The organism is Pseudomonas sp. GD03862, from assembly GCF_029840855.1.
In the GTDB taxonomy this organism is placed as follows: Bacteria; Pseudomonadota; Gammaproteobacteria; order Pseudomonadales; family Pseudomonadaceae; genus Aquipseudomonas; species Aquipseudomonas alloputida.
In genome coordinates, this window is the sequence record NZ_JAOCDI010000011.1 from 86,411 (window position 1) to 106,515 (window position 20,105).

Here is a 20,105-nt window from a genome sequence, read left to right on the forward strand (position 1 = left end):
GTCAGTGCTCCCGGCTGGCAAAGTCGATGCGCGGATCGACCAAGGTGTAGGTCAGGTCGCCGATCAGTTTCACCACCAGCCCTAGCAGGGTGAAGATGAACAGGGTGCCGAAGACCACCGGGTAGTCGCGGTTGATGGCCGCTTCGAAACTCATCAGGCCCAGGCCGTCGAGGCTGAAGATCACCTCGATCAGCAAGGAGCCTGTGAAGAAGATGCCGATGAACGCCGAAGGGAAGCCGGCGATCACCAGCAGCATGGCGTTGCGGAACACGTGGCCGTACAGCACCCGTGATCGGCTCAGGCCCTTGGCCTTGGCGGTGACCACGTACTGTTTGTTGATTTCGTCGAGGAAGCTGTTCTTGGTCAGCAGGGTCATGGTGGCGAAGTTGCCGATGACCAGCGCGGTGATCGGCAGCACCAGGTGCCAGAAGTAGTCCAGCACCTTGCCGGTGGTGCTCAGTTCGTCGAAGTTGTTGGAGGTGAGGCCACGCAGCGGGAACCAGTCGAAGTAGCTGCCACCGGCGAAAAGCACGATCAGCAGTATGGCGAACAGGAACGCCGGGATGGCGTAGCCGACGATGATCGCCGAGCTGGTCCACACGTCGAAGTGGCTGCCGTGGCGCACGGCCTTGGCGATCCCCAGCGGGATCGACACCAGGTACATGATCAGCGTGCTCCACAGCCCCAGCGAGATCGAAACCGGCATCTTCTCGGCGATCAGGTCGATCACCTTGGCGTCGCGGAAGAAGCTGTCGCCGAAGTCCAGCTGGGCGTAGTTCTTGACCATGATCCACAGGCGCTCGGGCGGCGACTTGTCGAAGCCGTACATGCGCTCGATTTCAGCGATCAGCGCCGGGTCCAGGCCCTGGGCGCCGCGGTAGCTGGAGCCGGCCACGGAAACCTCGGCACCGCCACCGGCAATGCGGCTGGTGGCGCCTTCGAAGCCTTCGAGCTTGGCGATCATTTGCTCGACCGGGCCACCGGGGGCGGCCTGGACGATGATGAAGTTGATGATGAGGATGCCGAACAGGGTCGGGATGATCAGCAGCAGGCGGCGCAGGATGTAGGCCAGCATCTTAGTTGGCCTCGTCCGCAGGCGCTTCGCTGACCGCCGGGGTTACATCGGGCTTGATCCACCAGGTGTCGATGCCGATGTCGTACTTGGGCGACACGTTCGGGTGGCCGATGTGGTTCCAGTAGGCCACACGCCAGGTCTTGATGTGCCAGTTGGGGATCACGTAATAGCCCCACAGCAGCACGCGGTCGAGGGCGCGGCAGTGGTCGATCAGGCTCTGCCGAGAGTCGGCGTTGATCAGCTGGTCCACCAGTTGGTCGATGGCCGGGTCGCGCAGGCCGATGAAGTTGCGGCTGCCGGGGTTGTCGGCGGCGGCGCTGGACCAGAACTCGCGCTGCTCGTTGCCTGGCGAGTTGGATTGCGGGTAGCCGCCAACGATCATGTCGTAGTCACGCGAGCGCAGGCGGGTTATGTACTGCGAAACGTCGACGCGGCGAATGTTCAGCTCGATACCGAGGTCGGCAAGGTTGCGCTTGAACGGCAGCAGAATGCGTTCGAACTCGGTCTGCGCCAGCAGGAACTCGATGCTTGCCGGCTTGCCTTGGGCGTCGACCATCTTGTCGTCGACGATTTTCCAGCCGGCTTCCTGCAACAGTTTGTAGGCCTGGCGCTGTTGCTCGCGGATCATGCCGCTGCCGTCACTGACCGGGTTGTGGAAGACCTCGGTAAATACTTGCTCGGGCACTTTGCCGCGCAGTGGTTCGAGGATTTTCAGCTCGTTGGGGCTGGGCAGGCCGCGGGCGGCCATTTCCGAGTTCTCGAAGTAGCTGCCGGTACGGGTGTAGGCACCGTTGAACAGCTGCTTGTTGGTCCACTCGTAGTCCAGCAGCAGGCTCAGGGCCTGGCGCACACGCACATCCTGGAAAACCGGGCGGCGGATGTTGAAAATGAAGCCCTGCATACCGGTGGGGTTGCCGTTGGGCAGCTCTTCCTTGATCAGGCGACCTTCGCGCACGGCGGGCACGTTGTAAGCGGTGGCCCAGTTCTTGGCACTGACTTCCAGGCCATAGTCGAATGCCCCAGCCTTGAGGGCCTCCAGGGCGACGGTGGTGTCGCGGTAGGAGTCGAACGTCATGGCATCGAAGTTGTAGAAGCCGCGGTTGATGGGCAGGTCCTTGGCCCAGTAGTCCTTGACCCGTTCGTAGCGCACCGAGCGCCCGGCCTTGACCTTGGCGACCTTGTACGGGCCGCTGCCCAACGGGATTTCCAGGTTGCCGCGGTTGAACTCGCGGTTTTCGTACCAGTGCTTGGGCAGTACCGGCAGCTGGCCGAGAATCAGTGGCAGCTCGCGGTTGTTCTTGTGCTTGAACTTGAACAGCACCTTCAGCGGTTCTTCGGCGACCACTTCGGCGACGTCGGCGTAGTACTGGCGGTACAGTGGGGCGCCGTCCTTGATCAGGGCGTTGAACGTGAACACCACGTCGTCGGCGCGCATCGGATGGCCGTCATGGAAGCGCGCTTCGGGGCGCAGGTAGAAGCGCACCCAGCTGTTGTCCGGGGCCTTTTCGATCTTGCCGGCAACCAGGCCGTATTCGGTGAACGGTTCATCCTGGCTCTGGCGCATCAGGGTGTCGTAGATAATCCCGATATTTTCGGCCGCCACGCCTTTGTTGATGAACGGGTTGAGGCTGTCGAAGCCGCCGAAGCTGGACTGGCGGAAGGTGCCGCCTTTGGGCGCATCCGGGTTGACGTAGTCGAAGTGCTTGAAGTCGGCGGGATACTTGGGTGGCTCATCGTAAAGGGTGAGCGCGTGCTGCGGTGCGGCCAGCGCGGGAAGGCTCAGGCAGGCGAGCAACAGGCTGCCTGCCAGCCGGCGCAGACGGTGCGTTGGCGTCATTGGGCTTTCTCCGAAGTCTTGATCCACCAGCTATTCAGCCCAAGGGTGTAGGCCGGCGTGGTGACGAAGGCGAACCGGTTGCGGTAGGCCAGGCGATGGTTGTCGAGGTACCAGTTGGGGATCATGTAGTAGTGCCATGAGAGCACGCGGTCCAGGGCGCGGGCAGCGGCGACCTGGTCATCGCGGGTGCGGGCGGTGAGCAGGGTGTCGAGCAGGTGGTCGACCACCGGGTCCTTGACCCCAGCATAGTTCTTGCTGCCCTTTGTCGCGGCCTGGCTGGAATGGAAATACAGCCATTGTTCGAGGCCGGGGCTGAGGGTCTGGTTCAGGGTCATCAGAATCATGTCGAAATCGAACTGGTCCAGACGTTGTTTGTACTGGGCACGGTCCACGGTGCGCAAGCGCGCATCGATGCCGATGCTGGACAGGTTTTCGACATAAGGTTGCAGGATGCGTTCAAGGTTGGGGTTTACCAGCAGCAGTTCCATGCGCAACTGCTGGCCCTTGCTGTCGACCAGGCGCTGGCCGTGCAGCTTCCAGCCGGCCTCGGCGAGCAGGCCCAGGGCCTGGCGCAGGGTCTGGCGGCTGATACCCCGACCATCGGTGTGGCTGACCTTGTACGGTTCGCTGAACAGCTTGGCCGGCAACTGGTCACGGAATGGCGCCAGCAGCAGCCACTCCTTGCCGGTGGGCAGGCCGCTGGCGGCGAACTCGCTGTTTGGGTAGTAGCTGGTCGAGCGGCGGTAGGCGCTGCTGAACAGCGCGCGGTTGGTCCACTCGAAGTCCAGCATCAGCCCCAGCGCCTGGCGTACCCGCGGGTCACTGAACGCGGCCCGGCGGCTGTTCATGAACAGGCCCTGTGTTTGCGTGGGGATGCTATGCGGGATTTGTGCCTTGATCACTTCACCCCGGCGCACGGCAGGGAAGTTGTAACCGTTGGCCCAGTTTTTTGCCTGGTGCTCGATATAGATGTCGAACTCGCCGGCCTTGAAGGCTTCGAAGGCCACCGTCGCGTCACGATAGAACTCGTATTCGACCCGATTGAAATTGTACTTGCCACGGTTGACCGCCAGGTCTTTGCCCCAGTAGTTCTTCACCCGTTCGAACACCAGTCGTCGTCCGGGTTGTACCTGGGTGATGCGGTAGGGGCCGCTGCCCAAGGGGGGCTCGAAGGTGGTGGCCTTGAAGTCGCGCTTCTGCCAGTAGTGTTTGGGCAGCACCGGCATTTCGCCCAGACGCAGGATCAGCAGCGGGTTGCCGGCGCGTTTGAACACGAAGCGGATGCGTAGCGGGCCGAGGATGTCTACCCGCTGCACTTCCTGCAGGTTGGTGCGGTAGATCGGGTGGCCATCCTTGAGCAGCGTGCGGTACGAGAAGGCCACGTCAGCCGAGGTGATGGGCTGGCCGTCATGCCAGCGGGCTTCGGGGCGCAGGTTGAACACCACCCAGCTGCGGTCCTCGCTGTACTCCACCGAGCGGGCGATCAGGCCATAGCTGGAGGTTGGCTCGTCACCGGACGGGTCGTACTGGCCTGTGCCGACCATCAGTGGCTCGTTCAGCTCGCTGATGCCGTACTGCTGGAAATTGGGCGTGGTAATCGGGCTCGACCCTTTGAAGGTGTAGGGGTTGAGCGTGTCGAAGGTACCAAAAGCCATGGCCCGCAACGTGCCGCCCTTGGGCGCTTGCGGGTTGACCCAGTCGAAGTGGGTGAAGGTGGCTGGGTACTTGAGCGTGCCGAACTGCGCGTATCCGTGGCTTTCGCTCACGATCGCGGCTGCGGGAAAGCTCAAGGCCAGGCTGAGTGACAGCAGGAGGGGACGTATCAAATCGGCATCCGATCCAGAGGCGTTGGGCTTTGATCGGGTACAGTAACAGCTTGGTGGGGTTGGAAAAAGAGAGGGGCTGGGGTTTTCCAGTGGCTGGGTTTTCAGGCCCATTCGCGGGCACGCCCGCTCCCACAGGTACGGCACCGGCTTTGAGGACTGTGAAAAACCTCTGGGAGTGGGCGTGCCCGCGAATGGGCTGCAAAGCAGCCCCTGTAACGACTCAATGCCCGAGGTAGACGGTCAGGGTCTGGCCTGGCTTGAGGGCGTGGCCGCTGCGTGGATTCCAGCGCTTGAGGTGCTTCATTTCCACATTGAAGCGCTTGGCCACCAGGTACAGAGAATCGCCCTTGCGGACCTTGTATTGCGTGGAGCGCTTCCCGGAGGCAGCAACCCGGTTGCCGGCGGCGCTTGGCGCACTGCCACCACGCAGGGCCAGAACCTGGCCAGCGCGTAGACTGTTGCCGGACAAACGGTTCCAGCGCTTGATGTCCTTGACCGATACACGGTTGGCCTTGGCGATGACGCTCAGGTTATCGCCACGCTTGACCCGGTAGCTGCGTGCCCCCACCGGTGCCTTGGCTTCGGCCACGGCCCGGGCAAACGCTGCTTTCGGGGGTTGCAGGCTGACCAGTTGCTCCGGGTTGAGGTTGGACAGGCTGGCACTGAGCAACTGCGCCTTGGCGGTGGGCACCAGCAGCTGTTTCGGGCCATCGACGGTCATGCGCTTCTTGAATGCCGGGTTGAGCTGGATCAGCTCGTCCTCGTCGATGTTGGCAAAGGCCGCGACCCGGGAAAGGTCCAGACGGTCATTGATCGCCACCGCTTCGAAGTACGGTTCGTTGGCGATCGGGGTGAGATTGACACCATAGGCTTCTGGCGTGGACACCACCTGCGACAGTGCCAGCAACTTGGGCACGTAGTCGCGGGTTTCCTGTGGCAGCGGCAGGTTCCAGTAGTCGGTCGGCAGGCCGAGCCTTTCGTTGCGCTCGATGGCTCGGCTGACGGTGCCTTCGCCGGCATTGTAGGCCGCCAGGGCCAACAGCCAGTCGCCGTTGAACATGTCGTGCAGGCGGGTCAGGTAGTCCAGCGCGGCGTTGGTCGACGCGGTGACATCGCGGCGGCCGTCATAGAAGTTGGTCTGGCGCAGGTTGAAGTGGCGACCGGTAGCCGGCATGAACTGCCACATGCCGGCAGCGCTGGCGCGTGAGTAGGCCATGGGGTTGTAGGCACTTTCGATGGCTGGCAGCAGGGCCAGTTCCAGCGGCATGTCGCGTTCTTCAAGGCGCTCGACGATGTAGTGCAGGTAGAGGCTGCCACGTTCCCCGGCGCTTTCGATGAAGGTCGGGTTGCTGGCGAACCACAAGCGCTGCTGCTCGATGCGCGGGTTGACGTCGATGCTGTCCTGCAGGGCGAAGCCCTGGCGCATGCGCTCCCAGACATCCTGCGGCGCCTGTTCGGCCGGCTTGACCAGCAGCGGGGAAGGTTTGTGCTTGATCCGTGCCTGGTAGTTGTGCGCGCGAACGCTATCGGATTCGTCGAGCTGACGGGTGCTCTGGCAGCCCACCAGCGTGGCTGCCAGGGCCAGCGCGCTGATTTGGGCCAGGCGCGTCAGGGCGGCGGAATGAGAGGTTCTGCGGCTACGGGAAGACATCGGCTGACACAGGTATCCGGGCGAAAAATTTCGGCGATTCTAGAAACCGCTCCGGCCCGGGTCAACCTTCGGCCCTCACTTGCGATATATCTTGCGGTTATCAGAAGGTGTCCTTCCAAGACCTCAAGGCAGCAAAAACAGCGACATGCGAGGTGTTTGAATGTCCCTTCCATTCGTCTGCTTTTTGTTTAACTAATGTTTCAGCGGTACGCAGAAAGGGGTTGGTCAGGCGCTCCAGGCCGATCGTTGAGGGCAAGCTGATGCGATTTTCGGCGCGCAAACGGGTAACGTCCTCGAAGCGTTGCTGAACGTGCGGGTTGGTCGGTTCCACAGCCTTGGCGAAGCGCAGGTTGCTGAGGGTGTATTCATGGGCGCAGTACACTTGTGTCTGCTCTGGCAGGGCCGCCAGGCGGGCGAGGGCGGGCTGCATCTGTTCGGGTGTACCTTCGAACATGCGCCCGCAACCGGCGGCGAACAGGGTGTCGCCACTGAACAGGATGGGCGTTGCTGGCTGGTCGCTGAAGAAGGCGATATGCCCCAGGGTGTGGCCGGGTACCGCCAGTACCTGGAACGTCACACCCAGCACGTCCACCCTGTCGCCTTCGTCCAGTGCCAGGTCGCGGCCGGGAATGCGCTCGTTGGCAGGGCCACAGACCCGTGCGCCGGTCAATTGCCTGAGCCGTTCCACCCCACCGACATGGTCATTGTGGTGGTGGGTGACGAGGATGTCGCTCAGCACCCATTCGGGGTTGGCAGCCAGCCAGCGCTCCACTGGGCCGGCATCGCCCGGGTCGACCACCGCACAACGGCGTTTGGCAGTATCCTGTAACAACCAGATGTAGTTGTCGGAGAAAGCGGGGAGAGCTTCGATCTGTATCATGGTGCGGATCCGATTCGCCTAGCGTGGCACATGAGGGCATCTTAGCCGCGATGGCGCGGTGGGAGAACCTTCGAGGGAGAGCGCAATGACCGACCAAGCCTTTGCCCAGGCCGACCCGGACTGGGTCGAGCTGATCAGCCTGGCCCGTGAGTGGTTCAACGGCCCACTTGGGCAACTGATGCTCAAGGAGGAGGACAAACTGCTGGAAGAAGAGCTCGGGCGCTTCTTTGGCGGTTATCTCGTGCATTACGGGCCCTGTGCCGAGCCACCGCCCAGAGCCCCCCAGGTGCAGCGTAACGTGCGCCTTGGTGCGCCCTTGCCGGGTGTGGAGATTGTCTGCGAAGAACAAGCCTGGCCGTTGAGCGAGCACGCTGCCGACGTGGTGGTGCTGCAGCATGGCCTGGACTTCTGCCTGTCGCCCCATGGCCTGCTGCGCGAGGCCGCCAGTGCCGTACGCCCGGGCGGGCACCTGCTGATCGTGGGGATCAACCCCTGGAGCAGCTGGGGCATGCGCCATTTCTTCAGTCACGGTGCTCTGCGCAAGGCGCGCTGCATCTCGCCGTCACGGGTGGGCGACTGGCTCAACCTGCTGGGCTTCGCGCTGGAGAAACGCCGCTTCGGGTGCTATCGTCCGCCGCTTGCCTCACCAGCCTGGCAGCAACGCCTGGAGGGCTGGGAACGACTGGCCGGCGGCTGGCAGGGCTCCGGTGGCGGGGTGTACCTGCTGGTGGCGCGCAAGATGGTGGTAGGCCTGCGGCCTTTGCGGCCGGAACGCCGCGAGCCAATGGGCAAGCTGCTGCCGCTGCCACTGGCGAAGGTCAACCGCACCGCAGCCAACCCCGAAACTGACAAGCACTGAATTCAAGAGTGGTACATGAGCGATAGCGTCGAGATGTTTACTGATGGTGCCTGCAAGGGCAACCCTGGCCCGGGTGGCTGGGGCGTGCTGATGATCTACAAGGGCGTCGAGAAGGAACTGTGGGGCGGCGAACGTGAGACCACCAACAACCGCATGGAGCTGATGGCCGCAATCCAGGGCCTGATGTCGCTCAAGCGTGAATGCGAGGTGGTGCTGACCACCGACTCGCAGTACGTGATGAAGGGCATCAACGAATGGATGGTCAACTGGAAGAAGCGCGGCTGGAAGACCGCCGCCAAGGAGCCGGTGAAGAACGCTGACTTGTGGCAGCAGCTCGATGAGCAGGTCAACCGGCACAAGGTGACCTGGAAGTGGGTGCGCGGCCATATTGGCCACCCCGGCAACGAACGCGCCGACCAGCTGGCCAACCGTGGGGTCGATGAGGTGCGCGCCCAGCGTTGAGCTGGGGTACAATCGCGGCCTTTGTAACGGATGCAAGTTGGAGCGCCCGCGTGGAGCAGCAGCAAGATAAACGGTTCGTCATTCTCGATACCGAAACCACGGGTATGCCGGTTGGCGAAGGCCACCGGATCATCGAGATCGGCTGTGTCGAGGTCATCGGCCGGCGCCTGACCGGGCGGCACTTCCACGTCTACCTGCAGCCCGACCGCGAGAGTGACGAGGGCGCGATCAACGTTCACGGCATCACGGATGCCTTCCTGGTCGGCAAGCCACGTTTTGGCGATGTCGCCGAGGAGTTCTTCCAGTTCATCCAGGGCGCCACGCTGGTCATCCACAACGCGGCGTTCGACGTTGGCTTCATCAACAACGAATTCGCCTTGCTGGGCCAGCAGGACCGCGCTGACATTTCGCAGCACTGCACCATTCTGGACACCCTGCTGCTGGCACGTTCGCGCCACCCGGGGCAGCGCAACAGCCTGGATGCGCTGTGCAAACGCTACGACATCGACAACTCGGGCCGTGAGTTGCACGGCGCACTGCTCGACTCGGAACTGCTGGCCGACGTTTACCTGGCAATGACCGGTGGCCAGACCAGCCTGTCGTTGGCTGGGAATGGCGCAGATACCGAAGAGGACGGGCAGGGCGCTGGCGGCAGCGAGATCCGCCGGATTGTCGGGCGTGCGCCAGGGCGGGTGATCATGGCCAGCGCTGAAGAGCTGGAGGCACATGCCGAGCGGCTGGCGGCCATTGCCAAGTCGGCGGGTGGGCCTTCGCTGTGGCAGGCCCTGACTGAGACACCAGCCGGCTGATCTTTCGCCCTGCAACAGAAGTGGAGATCGTTGTAGGGGCGGGTTTACCTGCCGAATACGGTGGCGGCTGCGGCGGTGAATGGCGGGGGCAGATTGGCCAGCAGGCCCGGCCCTTTCGCGGGTAAACCCGCTGCTGCTGGGCACCGGTCGGTGATTGGACACAGGCCGTCGTAGGAGCGGGTTCACCCGCGAAAGGGCCAGTACACGCAATACAAGGCTCAACTACCCTGAAATGGACGCCATGTCCTTCGGAGGTAGCCACCTGATGTACAAGGACCTCAAGTTCCCGATCCTCATTGTCCACCGCGCCATCAAGGCCGACAGTGTTGCCGGCGAACGCGTGCGGGGTATCGCCGAGGAACTGCGCCAGGATGGCTTTGCCATTCTCGCCGCAGCCGACCACGCCGAAGCGCGCCTGGTCGCCGCCACCCACCATGGCCTGGCCTGCATGCTGATTGCCGCCGAAGGCGCTGGCGAGAACACCCATTTACTGCAGAACATGGCCGAGCTGATCCGCCTGGCCCGTCTGCGCGCACCCAACCTGCCGATCTTCGCCCTGGGCGAGCAGGTGACCTTGGAAAATGCCCCCGCCGAAGCCATGAGCGAGCTCAACCAGCTGCGTGGCATCCTCTACCTGTTCGAAGACACCGTGCCGTTTCTCGCCCGCCAGGTGGCGCGAGCCGCACACACCTACCTCGATGGCCTGCTGCCGCCGTTCTTCAAGGCGCTGGTACAGCACACCGCGCAGTCCAACTATTCCTGGCACACCCCGGGCCATGGTGGCGGTGTGGCCTATCATAAAAGCCCGGTAGGCCAAGCCTTTCACCAGTTCTTCGGGGAAAACACCCTGCGCTCGGACCTGTCCGTTTCCGTGCCGGAGCTGGGTTCGCTGCTCGACCACACAGGCCCGCTGGCCGAAGCCGAGGCCAGGGCGGCGCGCAACTTCGGCGCCGACCACACCTTCTTCGTCATCAACGGTACCTCCACGGCCAACAAGATCGTCTGGCACGCCATGGTCGGTCGTGACGACCTGGTGCTGGTGGACCGCAACTGCCACAAGTCGGTGGTGCACGCGATCATCATGACGGGTGCCATCCCGTTGTACCTGTGCCCGGAGCGCAACGAACTGGGCATCATTGGCCCGATCCCGCTCAGCGAGTTCAGCCCCGAGGCGATCGCCGCGAAGATTCAGGCCAACCCCCTTGCCCGTGATCGTGGGCAGCGTATCAAGCTGGCGGTAGTGACCAACTCCACCTACGACGGGCTGTGTTACCACGCCGGGCTGATCAAGCAGGCCCTGGGTGCCAGTGTCGAGGTGCTGCACTTCGATGAGGCCTGGTTTGCCTATGCCGCGTTCCACGACTTTTTCACCGGGCGCTACGCCATGGGCACCGCCTGCGCGGCAGACAGCCCGCTGGTGTTCAGTACCCACTCCACCCACAAGCTTCTGGCGGCGTTCAGCCAGGCCTCGATGATTCATGTGCAGGACGGTGCCAGGCGGCAGCTGGACCGGGACCGTTTCAACGAAGCGTTCATGATGCACATCTCTACCTCGCCGCAGTACAGCATTCTCGCCTCGCTGGATGTGGCTTCGACCATGATGGAAGGGCCGGCCGGGCGCTCGCTGCTGCAGGAGATGTTCGACGAGGCGTTGAGTTTTCGTCGTGCCCTGGCCAACCTGCGTGAGCACATTGCCGCAGCGGACTGGTGGTTCAGCATCTGGCAGCCGCCAAGTGCCGAGGGCATCCCCCGTCTGGCCGCGCAGGACTGGCTGCTGCAGCCGGGGGCGCAATGGCATGGGTTTGGTGAAGTGGTGACCGACTATGTGCTGCTCGACCCGCTGAAGGTGACCTTGGTAATGCCGGGCCTGAGCGCAGACGGTGTGCTGGGCGCGCGCGGTATCCCGGCAGCGGTAGTCAGCAAGTTTCTCTGGGAGCGCGGGCTGGTGGTGGAAAAAACGGGCCTGTACAGCTTCCTGGTACTGTTTTCCATGGGCATCACCAAGGGCAAGTGGAGCACCCTGCTCACCGAGCTGCTGGAGTTCAAGCGCCACTATGACGGCAACACCCCACTCAGCAGCTGCCTGCCCAGTGTGGGGGCTGCCGACGCCTTGCGCTACCAGGGCATGGGCCTGCGTGACCTGTGCGACCAGTTACATGACTGCTACCGCGCCAATGCCACGGCCAAGCAGCTGAAGCGGCTGTTCACCCGTTTGCCGGAGGTGGCCGTCAGCCCGGCCCAGGCCTATGACAAGATGGTGCGTGGCGAAGTGGAGGCGGTGCCGATCGAGGCATTGCTGGGGCGTGTGGCGGCGGTGATGCTGGTGCCGTACCCGCCTGGCATCCCGTTGATCATGCCGGGTGAGCGGTTCACCGAGGCGACCCGCTCGATCCTTGATTACCTGGCATTCGCCCGAGCATTCAACCAGGGCTTTCCCGGGTTTGTCGCCGATGTGCACGGCCTGCAGCACGAAGGGGGCCGCTACACGGTGGATTGCATCACGGAATGCGCGTGATCTCGACGCCGGAGCGTGCCAGTTCGAAACGGTTTTCACCCAGGTGGTTGACCTTGTCGCCGATGGCCAGGCGGTAGGTGGTGATGGGGGCGCCCAGCGTGCTGCCGTCGAGTTGCAGGGTGGATTCCTGAAACTCGTGCACGGGGTAGATGCGGCCTTCGGCGTCACGGGCGTGGAATTGGCCGACCATTACTGCTGCCATTTGGGTGGAAACCTCTGAATTACGTAGGAAATGTATGAAGGCATAGACCGTGAAACTGACTCGGAAGTTTTCGCCCTGCGGAAAAAAAACTCAGGCGCCGGAGAACGGTCATCTATAACTACAACGTCTATTTAACCCGCAAAGGTTGGAATTGCCATGAGTCAGGTGTATTCGGTAGCAGTCGTCGTGGGCAGCTTGCGCAAGGAGTCCTACAACCGCAAGGTCGCCCGCGCACTTTCGGAGCTGGCGCCGTCCAGCCTTGCGCTGAAGATCGTCGAGATTGGCGACCTGCCGCTGTACAACGAAGATATCGAAGCCGAGGCACCGCCGGAAACCTGGAAGCGTTTTCGCGATGAAATCCGTCGCAGTGATGCGGTGTTGTTCGTCACCCCGGAATACAACCGCTCGGTGCCGGGCTGCCTGAAAAATGCCATCGATGTGGGTTCGCGTCCTTACGGGCAAAGTGCCTGGAGCGGCAAGCCGACGGCGGTTGTGAGTGTGTCGCCGGGGGCGATTGGAGGCTTTGGCGCCAACCATGCGGTACGCCAGTCGCTGGTGTTTCTTGACATGCCCTGCATGCAGATGCCCGAGGCTTACCTTGGCGGTGCGGCGAGCTTGTTCGAGGATTCGGGCAAGCTCAACGATAAGACGCGACCGTTCTTGCAGGCGTTTGTCGACAGGTTTGCTTCATGGGTGAAGTTGAACAGGGCGGTCTGAACCCCTAATCATGCTGTGCAGCGCCCCCCCGTAGGAGCGGGTTTACCCGCGAATGCGTCATTGAATTTGCCGACGCATTCGCGGGTAAACCCGCTCCTACCCGTCAGCGGAAGCTGTAGGAAACCCCCGCGTATACGCCAAACCCTTCGCCCGGTGTCGAACGGGCATTGTCCTTGCCGGCGTCGTTGTAGGCCGGCGTCACGGTCGCTGCATAGCGCTGGTTGGTCAGGTTGCGCAGGTCCAGCCAGGTCTGCCAGTCCTGTTTCGGTGAGTCCCAGCCAACGCGCGCACCGAGCAAGGCATATTCATCGGCGTGGTAGCTATTGGCATAGTCCACCTGCACCTTCGAGGCCATTTGTGTATTGACCCCGGCATAGAAGCCGTTCGGCCAGTCATAGCGCAGCTCGGCCTGGTAGTAGTGCATGGGGATGCCGGGCAGACGGTTGTCGCCAAACGTGTCGTCATCACGGTAGTGGAAGTCGCTGAAGGTGTAGGCCTGGCGCAAGCTCAGCTTGCCAGTGCCCGCGCGTTCCCACAGGGTGCTGTCGAGGCCGGCTTCCACGCCTTGGTGCACGGTAGCGCTGGCGTTGAATTCCTTGGCCGGGGCGCCTTGCACGATTTCCACCGCCAGCAATTCATGGCGAACCTGCGAGTAGTACCACGCTAGGTCCCAATGCCCCAATGCCGATTCGCCGCGTGTGCCCAATTCCAGTGTGGTGGCGGTCTGGTTTTGCATTTCGATCGGTTGGTTCGCTGTGGGCGCACTCCAGATCAGGGCCCAGGGATGGGGCGGCTCTACCGAGCGGCTCAGGTTGCCGTACACCTGCAAGTCCGGGCGGATGTCGTAGCGCAGCCCCAGGCGGGGGGCATAGTCCCAGTCATGCATGCTCACCTTTCCGCCTTCAGAGGGGTAGGTCACGTCACTTTCGCGGCGCGTGTAGATCATGGCCAGGCCGGTGCTCAGCCACAGGTTGGGGACCAGTTCCAGGTCGTTGCCAACATGCAGCACGGTGTCCGAGCCCTGGTAGGTGAAGTCACGGGTGCGCTCGCCAAACACATCGCCATTGCGGGTAAATTGCGAAGCGCCACTGTTGGGCAGGTGCTTGGTGGTACGCCAACCAACGGTGGTCTTGCTCTCGCGGCCGAACAGTGTGTCGCGGCGGAAATAGTTCAGCGTACCGCTGACATCGGTGTAGGCGACCTTCAGGCGCATGGGGCCTTCGCGCAGGTCCATCGGGTAGTCGTGATAGACCAGGCCGGCTTCCAGGCGTGCCTCGTCGTCGAGGTAGAAGGTCGTCTTGTTGCCCACCCAGGTGCTGCCTGGTTGCGGGCGGCTGTCGTCGCGTGCCAGATAGTTGGGGTTGGCCGCGCGCGGGTGGTGCTTGATCTGGTCCTTGGTCAGGCGGCCGGGCAGTTCGTTTTCAGTTTCCCGATAGCGCAGGTAGAAGCGGGTTTCCAGGTTGGGGTTGAAGCGGTAACCGGCATTGGCGGCAATGCCCTTGGCGCTGCCGCTGCTGTGCGCCTGGTAGCCGTCATATTCCGAATCGGTCAGGGCCACGTAATAGTCGAGGTTGCCCAGCACCTGGCCCGAACTGATGTGCCGATGCTGGTAGCCGCGGCTACCGACTTCGTAGCGTACTTGCAGTGCAGGCGCGTCGTAGCCGGTGTGGGTGACGTAGTTGATCGCACCGCCCAAGGCCAGGGAGCCTTGGTCAAAGCCATTGGCGCCACGCAGCACTTCGGCACGGCTCAGCCACAGCGGTTCGAACAGTTCGTAAGGCGTACCGCCCGGACCGGTCAACGGCAGGCCGTCGAACATGGTGTAGACACCGGAACCGTGCGCCCCCGGCGCACGGTTGATGCCCGAGCCGCGTATCGACAGCTTGATGCCGTCGTTGCCTGCCGATTGGGCGAACACCCCAGGCTGGTAGGCCAGTACGTCCTGGTTGCTGGCCACTCGGCCTTGCCCCACGCGCTGCATGTCCACCAGGTTGCTGGCCCCCGGTATTTCACGCAGGCGCTCGCTGGCTGCCGTCAGCTCGTTCTGCTCCTCATCGGTGATCAGCACCCGGCCCAATTCGACCGAGGATGCCCCCAGGGCGGGCTGAGTGGCAGCCAAGGCCGCCAGCAGACCGAGGCAGGACGAGAGGGGTAAATCGGAACGCATTGTACGACTCCAGGCGAAAGGCGAATGGACAACGGCGTTGAGACGAGCGAAATGCGGCTTGGAGCACGCAGAAAGTCAGCAAATCGTGCGTCACCTTCGTCATGCGGTCTTGTACGAAAGTTCTTTACAAACCATGGCGGTGGAGGTGGGTGGCCTGTGCTTCGTAAGGTGACTGCAAGTAGGCAGCAATGCCTCGCTCAATCACCCGTGGAGTTCAAACATGACTGACAACGCTCGACACTCGCAGCAACCCTTGGCGGACGCCCCGGTTCGCCTGACGCCACGTGAACAGCAAGTGCTGTTGTGGTGTGCTTATGGCAAGAGCTCGTGGGAGATCGGCCAGATCCTTGAATGCAAGGAGTCGACGGTGAACTTTCACGTGTCCAACATCCTGCGCAAATTCGAAGTGCCTACCCGGGTGGCTGCTGTGATCAAGGCCATTCGCTACGGCATGCTGGCCGAGCAGTAAGGGGGTAGCGCATGAGCAACGATCCTCGGCTACCGCGCTTTGCCGATTGCCATGACCCGTTCTGGCCGCGGGTGGATCTGGGCAGGTTGCGTGAGCACCTGCAACTGCCGCGGTCTGTCAGTGACGCGGCTTTGGAAGTGGCCGCGCGCTGCGCAGCCATCGAGGCAGCACGGGAATTCGCCCGCTGGCGTTCAGTGCTGCGAGAGCGGGGCTACAAGCGGCTCGAGGATGTGGCCGGGCATGATCATGGGCGTGCCTTGCGGGTGTGCTACATCCGTTTCGTCGAAGCGGCGGTCATGTATAGCCTGGGTTCAACCGCCTGCCTGCCTGTTCCGCGCGGAGGGCAAGTACATGCCTGAGCGATCTGTTTTCGACCACCTGGCCCCGGCATTGGTGACGTTCCTGGGGGTGGATGGCGATGTGCTGTTCGCCGCGCTGCTGGGAGCATTGTTGGTGAGCGCGGCACGCGATCGATTGATCACCAGTGAGGCCAGGCGCCTGACGTTGGCCAAGAAACTGCTGCTGCTATTCGTGACCGTGGGCGTGGGCCATCTGTTCGAGCCACTGGTTTCGTCATTGGTGCCTTTGCTGACCCGGGGCATGGCGGCATTCGTGGCCGCTGTGGTGGTGATCCCCATCAGCCTCAAGGTCATGGTCTGGCTGGATACACTCGACCCGCGCGAGCTCATCCAGCGCTGGCGCCGTCGGGGTTAGCCATTGGTTGCGCCGCCGAGCTCGCTCAGTTGCTGTTCCAACTGCTGGATGCGCTGTTTGTCCTTGATGAACAGCAGGATGGCCTGGCGATCGCTGTGCGAGAGCGTGCGCAGCCGTTCGAGCATTTCGCACTCCCAGCCCGCATCACCTGGGTCGGCGGCGATGTGCTCGGCTTGACCCAGCAATAGCCAGTCCAGTGAGCATGCATGCTTTTTGGCGATGTCTATGCAAAGTGAGTAAGGAATGCTCTCGCGAACCTTCCAGCTGCTCAGCGTTTGCGGGCTGACCGACAGTGCACGTGACAGCTCGGCATCAGTGTTTGCGCCAGTGAGAAGCTTAAGGCGCGTGAGCACCTCAGCAAGTATGTGAGTACTCATAACAAATATCCATGACTGGTTTAATGATATTCCATGGGCTTAAACTACTCGTTATGAATACAGCCCTGCGTTTTAAGGAGCACTTCTGCAATGAGAACCATCAAATTGAAGAATACACCCACAGTTGCAGCCAATACTGACACACAGACTAGCCTGGGCAATGCTAGCAGGTACTTGCCGTGAGTACTTACAAGCTGGTTTGCCCGCATTGCCACAGCCGGATGCGCATACGTACTAGCGAAGGGCGCCATATTTTCCTGCGAATCGCTTATTTGCAATGCACTACCGAGGCGTGTGGCTGGTCAGTGCGCGCCGAATTCGAAATGACCCATGAACTCTCCCCCAGCGGCATGCCCAACCCGGAAGTGTACCTGCCTTCGGCCAATGGTGATTTGCGCAAGGCCGCCTTGCCGGGCGCAGGTCAGGGCTGCCCGAGTGAGTGAGGCACCCGTGGGCGCAGGTAGCAAAACGTGCAGATAAAAAAACACCCCGCCTAGGCGGGGTGTTTTCTGTTACCGGGGCTGCCGGGGTGATCAACCGACCAGTTGCAGGCCCGCTTGCTGAACCATTTCCAGCAGGGGCTGCGGGTACACACCCAGTACGAAAGCGAGAATGGCGATAGCCAGCAGCATGACGCCGCCGGTGCGCTGTTCCCACTTGAGCGGGGCGTCGTGACGACGCAGGTTCGGCTCGACCAGGTACAGGGTAACCATGACGCGCAGGTAATAGTACACGCCGATGGCGCTACCGATCACCAGCGCACCGACCAACCACCACAGGTGCGATTCGACGCCGGTAGCGATGATGTAGAACTTGCCGATGAAGCCAGCGGTCAGCGGGATACCCGCCAGCGACAGCATCATCACGGTCAGTACCGCTGTCAGGTACGGGCGGCGCCAGAACAGGCCGCGGTACTCGTACAGGGCATCGGCGTCACGGCCGCCGTACGGCGAGGACATCAGGGTGATGACACCGAAGGCGCCCAGGCTGGTGATCACGTAGGTGACCAGGTAAACGCCCATGGCTTCCAGGGCCAGGCCCTTGCTGGCGACCAACGCGATGACCAGGTAACCGAAGTGGGCGATGGACGAGTAACCCAGCAGACGCTTGAGGTTGCTCTGGGTCAGCGCCAGCAGGTTACCAATCAGGATCGAGGCTACGGCAATCACCGCCAGTACGGTGCTGAGCACGCCGCTGCTGGCAGCAGGGGAGAGCATGAACAGGCGTACGACAACGGCGAATACTGCCACCTTGCTGGCGGTTGCCAGGAACGCGGCGACCGGCGCCGGAGCGCCTTCGTACACGTCCGGGGTCCACAGATGGAACGGTACCAGCGACAGCTTGAAGGCCAGGCCAACCAGCATCATGCCCAGGCCCAGCTGGGCCACCAGGCTTGGCATGCTGGTGGTAGCCAGGGCCTTGCCGATCTGGTCGAAGCTCAGGCTGCCGGCGTCGGCGTACAGCAGGGCCATGCCGAACAGCAGGAAAGCCGAGCCTGCGGCCGACAGCACCATGTACTTGATGCCGGCTTCCAGCGATCGCTTGTTGAAGAAGGCATACGCCACCAGGCCATAGACCGGTACCGACAACAGCTCCAGGCCGATGAACAGGCCGGCCAGGTGGTTGGCGCTGACCAGCACCAGGCCACCGAGGGCTGACATCAGCAGCAACAGGTACAGTTCTTCACGGTTGCCCGGGAAACCCTTGGCGCCCTCGCCGAGGTAGGCGTGGGCGAGGGTGACGCAGGCCAGCGTCGCCACGAGGATGATCGCCATGTACAGGCAGGCGAACTTGTCGATGGTGATCAGCGATGTGACCGCCAGCGGCGCGACCTTCAGCGCCGGCAGGAGCGACAGCAGGGCCAGGTTCAGGCCCACGGTGGACAGCAGGAAGGTCTGCGAGTGGTTGCGCTTCCAGGCGATCGCCAGCATCACCACCACCGTGGTGATGGTGGTGATCAGCATCGGCGCCAATGCGATGAAGTGTTGAGTGGTGAATTCCATAGCGCTCTTACCGGGCCGAAGCGAGTTGAGTGAAAGCGGATCCGAGCCACTGCTGCACACCACTCATGGTGGCGGCAGAGGTGTCGAGGAACGGCTGCGGATACACGCCCAGCAGGATCAGCAATACCGCCAGACCCAGAACCATGACCAGTTCGCGACCGTCCATGCCGGCCAGCACGGTGTCGGTCTTGGCCGGGCCGAAGTAGGCACGGTGGATCATGATCAGCGAGTAAACAGAACCGAACACCAGGCCGGTAGTGGCGATCACGGTGATCCACGGCACGTGCACGAAGCTGCCGATCAGGATCAGGAACTCGCCGACGAAGTTGCCGGTGCCTGGCAGGCCCAGCGATGCCGCTGCGAAGAACAGGCTGATGGCCGGCAGGTAGGCGATGCGGTGCCACAGGCCACCCATCTGACGCATGTCACGGGTGTGCAGGCGCTCGTACAGCTGGCCGGACAGGATGAACAGCGCCGCAGCCGACAGGCCGTGGGCCAGCATCTGGATCACCGCACCTTGCAGGGCCTGCTGGCTGCCGGAGTAGATACCGATCAGCACGAAGCCCATGTGCGAGACGCTGGAGAAGGCGATCAGGCGCTTGATGTCGGTTTGTGCGAAGGCCAGGAAGGCACCGTAGAAGATACCGATCAGGCCCAGGGTCATGGCGATCGGCGCGAACTCGGCCGAGGCGTTCGGGAACAGCGGCAGGGCGAAGCGTAGCAGGCCGTAGGCCGCGGTCTTCAGCAAGATACCCGCCAGGTCCACCGAGCCTGCGGTCGGTGCCTGGGCGTGAGCGTCAGGCAGCCAGGAGTGGAACGGCACCACCGGCAGCTTCACCGCGAAGGCGATGAAGAAGCCCAGCATCAGCACGTACTCGATACCGGCTGGCAACTCGGCCTTGAGCAGGTCGCTGTAGTTGAAGGTGAGCACGCCAGTGGTGTTGTAGTTGACCAGCACCAGGCCCAGGATCGCCACCAGCATGATCAGGCCGCTGGCCTGGGTGAAGATGAAGAACTTGGTCGCCGCGTAGATCCGGGTCTTCTTGCCGTCTGCCGAGCTGTGACCCCAGAGCGCGATGAGGAAGTACATCGGCACCAGCATCATTTCCCAGAAGAAGAAGAACAGGAACAGGTCCAGGGCCAGGAACACACCGACCACGCCGCCGAGGATCCACATCAGGTTGAGGTGGAAGAAGCCGACGTGGCGCTGGATCTCTTTCCAGGAACACAGTACCGACAGCACACCGAGCAGGCCGGTGAGCAGGATCATCAGCAGCGACAGGCCGTCCAGGGCCAGGTGGATGCTGATGCCGAAACGCTTGATCCACTCGACTTTGTATTCGAGTGCCCAGGCCGGTTCGGCGCCCGGTGCGGGAGCAAGGGTGTAGTCGCCGGTACCCCACAGCCACAGGCCGATGCCAAGCAGCAGGGACATGGTAAGCAGCGCGATCCAGCGCGGCAGGGTGGCGCCGAAGCGCTCACCCAGCCAGCAGAGGAAGCCGCCGATGAAGGGGATCAGGATCAGCCAAGGCAAAATCATGA

The 20,105-nt window shown here is 62.5% G+C and carries 19 protein-coding genes; 9 read left to right on the forward strand and 10 right to left on the reverse strand.

Annotated elements, in window-relative coordinates; translation table 11 throughout:
* Position 1 precedes the first annotated feature (1 nt).
* From N5D53_RS10060 to gloB, 5 genes are all read right to left on the reverse strand, one after another.
* Positions 2 to 1,075 (reverse strand): microcin C ABC transporter permease YejB, encoded by a 1,074-nt coding sequence (locus N5D53_RS10060; protein WP_010954918.1) that lies wholly within the window; start codon positions 1,073 to 1,075, stop codon positions 2 to 4.
* Between the two features lies 1 nt (position 1,076).
* Positions 1,077 to 2,912 carry an extracellular solute-binding protein gene (locus N5D53_RS10065; RefSeq protein ID WP_019437936.1) on the reverse strand — a complete coding sequence of 612 codons (1,836 nt, stop codon included), beginning with the start codon at positions 2,910 to 2,912 and terminating at the stop codon, positions 1,077 to 1,079.
* Positions 2,909 to 4,738, reverse strand: a complete 1,830-nt coding sequence (locus N5D53_RS10070; RefSeq protein WP_190869578.1) for an extracellular solute-binding protein — start codon at positions 4,736 to 4,738, stop codon at positions 2,909 to 2,911. The genes N5D53_RS10065 and N5D53_RS10070 overlap by 4 nt, the downstream gene beginning before the upstream one ends.
* A 220-nt stretch (positions 4,739 to 4,958) precedes the next feature.
* Positions 4,959 to 6,389 (reverse strand): lytic transglycosylase domain-containing protein, encoded by a 1,431-nt coding sequence (locus N5D53_RS10075; RefSeq protein ID WP_104961139.1) that lies wholly within the window; start codon positions 6,387 to 6,389, stop codon positions 4,959 to 4,961.
* A gap of 100 nt (positions 6,390 to 6,489) precedes the next feature.
* Positions 6,490 to 7,269, reverse strand: a complete 780-nt coding sequence (gene gloB, locus N5D53_RS10080) for a hydroxyacylglutathione hydrolase (protein WP_279840247.1) — start codon at positions 7,267 to 7,269, stop codon at positions 6,490 to 6,492.
* An 85-nt stretch (positions 7,270 to 7,354) separates the two neighbouring features.
* On the opposite strand from gloB, the gene N5D53_RS10085 reads away from it, so the two are divergent.
* The 4 genes from N5D53_RS10085 to N5D53_RS10100 all read left to right on the forward strand — a co-directional run bounded on the left by N5D53_RS10085 (position 7,355) and on the right by N5D53_RS10100 (position 11,914).
* Positions 7,355 to 8,128 carry a methyltransferase domain-containing protein gene (locus tag N5D53_RS10085; RefSeq protein ID WP_003251461.1) on the forward strand — a complete coding sequence of 258 codons (774 nt, stop codon included), beginning with the start codon at positions 7,355 to 7,357 and terminating at the stop codon, positions 8,126 to 8,128.
* Between the two features lie 15 nt (positions 8,129 to 8,143).
* The gene (rnhA, locus tag N5D53_RS10090; RefSeq protein ID WP_003251460.1) at positions 8,144 to 8,590 is read left to right on the forward strand and encodes a ribonuclease HI; all 447 of its coding nucleotides are present in this window, start codon (positions 8,144 to 8,146) and stop codon (positions 8,588 to 8,590) included.
* 50 nt (positions 8,591 to 8,640) lie between these two features.
* Positions 8,641 to 9,399 carry a DNA polymerase III subunit epsilon gene (gene dnaQ, locus N5D53_RS10095; protein WP_010954912.1) on the forward strand — a complete coding sequence of 253 codons (759 nt, stop codon included), beginning with the start codon at positions 8,641 to 8,643 and terminating at the stop codon, positions 9,397 to 9,399.
* 265 nt (positions 9,400 to 9,664) lie between these two features.
* The gene (locus N5D53_RS10100; RefSeq protein ID WP_049588234.1) at positions 9,665 to 11,914 is read left to right on the forward strand and encodes an Orn/Lys/Arg decarboxylase N-terminal domain-containing protein; all 2,250 of its coding nucleotides are present in this window, start codon (positions 9,665 to 9,667) and stop codon (positions 11,912 to 11,914) included.
* Here the strand turns inward: N5D53_RS10100 and N5D53_RS10105 are convergent.
* On the reverse strand, positions 11,898 to 12,116 hold the full coding sequence (locus tag N5D53_RS10105) for a hypothetical protein (protein WP_010954911.1): 219 nt from the start codon (positions 12,114 to 12,116) through the stop codon (positions 11,898 to 11,900). The two genes, N5D53_RS10100 and N5D53_RS10105, sit on opposite strands and share 17 nt — an antisense overlap.
* Positions 12,117 to 12,272: 156 nt before the next feature.
* Here N5D53_RS10105 and chrR point away from each other — a divergent pair, with 156 nt between their 5' ends.
* Positions 12,273 to 12,833, forward strand: a complete 561-nt coding sequence (chrR, locus tag N5D53_RS10110) for a class I chromate reductase ChrR (RefSeq protein ID WP_003251456.1) — start codon at positions 12,273 to 12,275, stop codon at positions 12,831 to 12,833.
* 103 nt (positions 12,834 to 12,936) lie between these two features.
* Here the strand turns inward: chrR and N5D53_RS10115 are convergent, their stop codons facing one another.
* Positions 12,937 to 15,000: a TonB-dependent receptor gene (locus N5D53_RS10115; RefSeq protein ID WP_279840251.1), complete on the reverse strand. Its 2,064-nt coding sequence runs from the start codon at positions 14,998 to 15,000 to the stop codon at positions 12,937 to 12,939.
* Positions 15,001 to 15,220: 220 nt separating this feature from the next.
* Here N5D53_RS10115 and N5D53_RS10120 point away from each other — a divergent pair, with 220 nt between their 5' ends.
* From N5D53_RS10120 to N5D53_RS10130, 3 genes are read left to right on the forward strand one after another with little or no spacing between them, the layout of a single operon-like run.
* On the forward strand, positions 15,221 to 15,469 hold the full coding sequence (locus N5D53_RS10120; protein WP_003251454.1) for a helix-turn-helix domain-containing protein: 249 nt from the start codon (positions 15,221 to 15,223) through the stop codon (positions 15,467 to 15,469).
* A gap of 11 nt (positions 15,470 to 15,480) precedes the next feature.
* A complete protein-coding gene (locus N5D53_RS10125) occupies positions 15,481 to 15,828 on the forward strand; it encodes a head completion/stabilization protein (protein ID WP_064493164.1) in 348 nt (115 codons plus the stop codon).
* Entirely contained in the window at positions 15,821 to 16,183 is a 363-nt protein-coding gene (locus tag N5D53_RS10130) for a hypothetical protein (RefSeq protein WP_014590308.1), read from the forward strand. Before N5D53_RS10125 ends, N5D53_RS10130 begins: the two co-directional genes overlap by 8 nt.
* Here N5D53_RS10130 and N5D53_RS10135 read toward each other — a convergent pair.
* Positions 16,180 to 16,560 carry a helix-turn-helix domain-containing protein gene (locus N5D53_RS10135; RefSeq protein ID WP_014861245.1) on the reverse strand — a complete coding sequence of 127 codons (381 nt, stop codon included), beginning with the start codon at positions 16,558 to 16,560 and terminating at the stop codon, positions 16,180 to 16,182. The two genes, N5D53_RS10130 and N5D53_RS10135, sit on opposite strands and share 4 nt — an antisense overlap.
* 179 nt (positions 16,561 to 16,739) lie before the next feature.
* On the opposite strand from N5D53_RS10135, the gene N5D53_RS10140 reads away from it, so the two are divergent.
* Positions 16,740 to 17,003 (forward strand): ogr/Delta-like zinc finger family protein, encoded by a 264-nt coding sequence (locus N5D53_RS10140; protein ID WP_004576942.1) that lies wholly within the window; start codon positions 16,740 to 16,742, stop codon positions 17,001 to 17,003.
* A gap of 90 nt (positions 17,004 to 17,093) precedes the next feature.
* Here the strand turns inward: N5D53_RS10140 and nuoN are convergent, their stop codons facing one another.
* Positions 17,094 to 18,563 (reverse strand): NADH-quinone oxidoreductase subunit NuoN, encoded by a 1,470-nt coding sequence (nuoN, locus tag N5D53_RS10145; protein ID WP_279840253.1) that lies wholly within the window; start codon positions 18,561 to 18,563, stop codon positions 17,094 to 17,096.
* A 7-nt stretch (positions 18,564 to 18,570) separates the two neighbouring features.
* Positions 18,571 to 20,103 carry an NADH-quinone oxidoreductase subunit M gene (gene nuoM, locus N5D53_RS10150; protein WP_020190104.1) on the reverse strand — a complete coding sequence of 511 codons (1,533 nt, stop codon included), beginning with the start codon at positions 20,101 to 20,103 and terminating at the stop codon, positions 18,571 to 18,573.
* Between the last annotated feature and the right edge of the window lie 2 nt (positions 20,104 to 20,105).

Excerpts from the sequence above, each read along its gene's own strand:
- N5D53_RS10060 (WP_010954918.1), bottom strand. The coding sequence starts at position 1,075 with ATGCTGGCCTACATCCTGCGCCGCCTGCTGCTGATCATCCCGACCCTG.
- N5D53_RS10065 (WP_019437936.1), bottom strand. The coding sequence starts at position 2,912 with ATGACGCCAACGCACCGTCTGCGCCGGCTGGCAGGCAGCCTGTTGCTC.
- N5D53_RS10075 (WP_104961139.1), bottom strand. The coding sequence starts at position 6,389 with ATGTCTTCCCGTAGCCGCAGAACCTCTCATTCCGCCGCCCTGACGCGC.
- gloB (WP_279840247.1), bottom strand. The coding sequence starts at position 7,269 with ATGATACAGATCGAAGCTCTCCCCGCTTTCTCCGACAACTACATCTGG.
- N5D53_RS10085 (WP_003251461.1), top strand. The coding sequence starts at position 7,355 with ATGACCGACCAAGCCTTTGCCCAGGCCGACCCGGACTGGGTCGAGCTG.
- rnhA (WP_003251460.1), top strand. The coding sequence starts at position 8,144 with ATGAGCGATAGCGTCGAGATGTTTACTGATGGTGCCTGCAAGGGCAAC.
- N5D53_RS10100 (WP_049588234.1), top strand. The coding sequence starts at position 9,665 with ATGTACAAGGACCTCAAGTTCCCGATCCTCATTGTCCACCGCGCCATC.
- N5D53_RS10105 (WP_010954911.1), bottom strand. The coding sequence starts at position 12,116 with ATGGCAGCAGTAATGGTCGGCCAATTCCACGCCCGTGACGCCGAAGGC.
- chrR (WP_003251456.1), top strand. The coding sequence starts at position 12,273 with ATGAGTCAGGTGTATTCGGTAGCAGTCGTCGTGGGCAGCTTGCGCAAG.
- N5D53_RS10115 (WP_279840251.1), bottom strand. The coding sequence starts at position 15,000 with ATGCGTTCCGATTTACCCCTCTCGTCCTGCCTCGGTCTGCTGGCGGCC.
- N5D53_RS10120 (WP_003251454.1), top strand. The coding sequence starts at position 15,221 with ATGACTGACAACGCTCGACACTCGCAGCAACCCTTGGCGGACGCCCCG.
- N5D53_RS10125 (WP_064493164.1), top strand. The coding sequence starts at position 15,481 with ATGAGCAACGATCCTCGGCTACCGCGCTTTGCCGATTGCCATGACCCG.
- N5D53_RS10130 (WP_014590308.1), top strand. The coding sequence starts at position 15,821 with ATGCCTGAGCGATCTGTTTTCGACCACCTGGCCCCGGCATTGGTGACG.
- N5D53_RS10135 (WP_014861245.1), bottom strand. The coding sequence starts at position 16,560 with ATGAGTACTCACATACTTGCTGAGGTGCTCACGCGCCTTAAGCTTCTC.
- nuoN (WP_279840253.1), bottom strand. The coding sequence starts at position 18,563 with ATGGAATTCACCACTCAACACTTCATCGCATTGGCGCCGATGCTGATC.
- nuoM (WP_020190104.1), bottom strand. The coding sequence starts at position 20,103 with ATGATTTTGCCTTGGCTGATCCTGATCCCCTTCATCGGCGGCTTCCTC.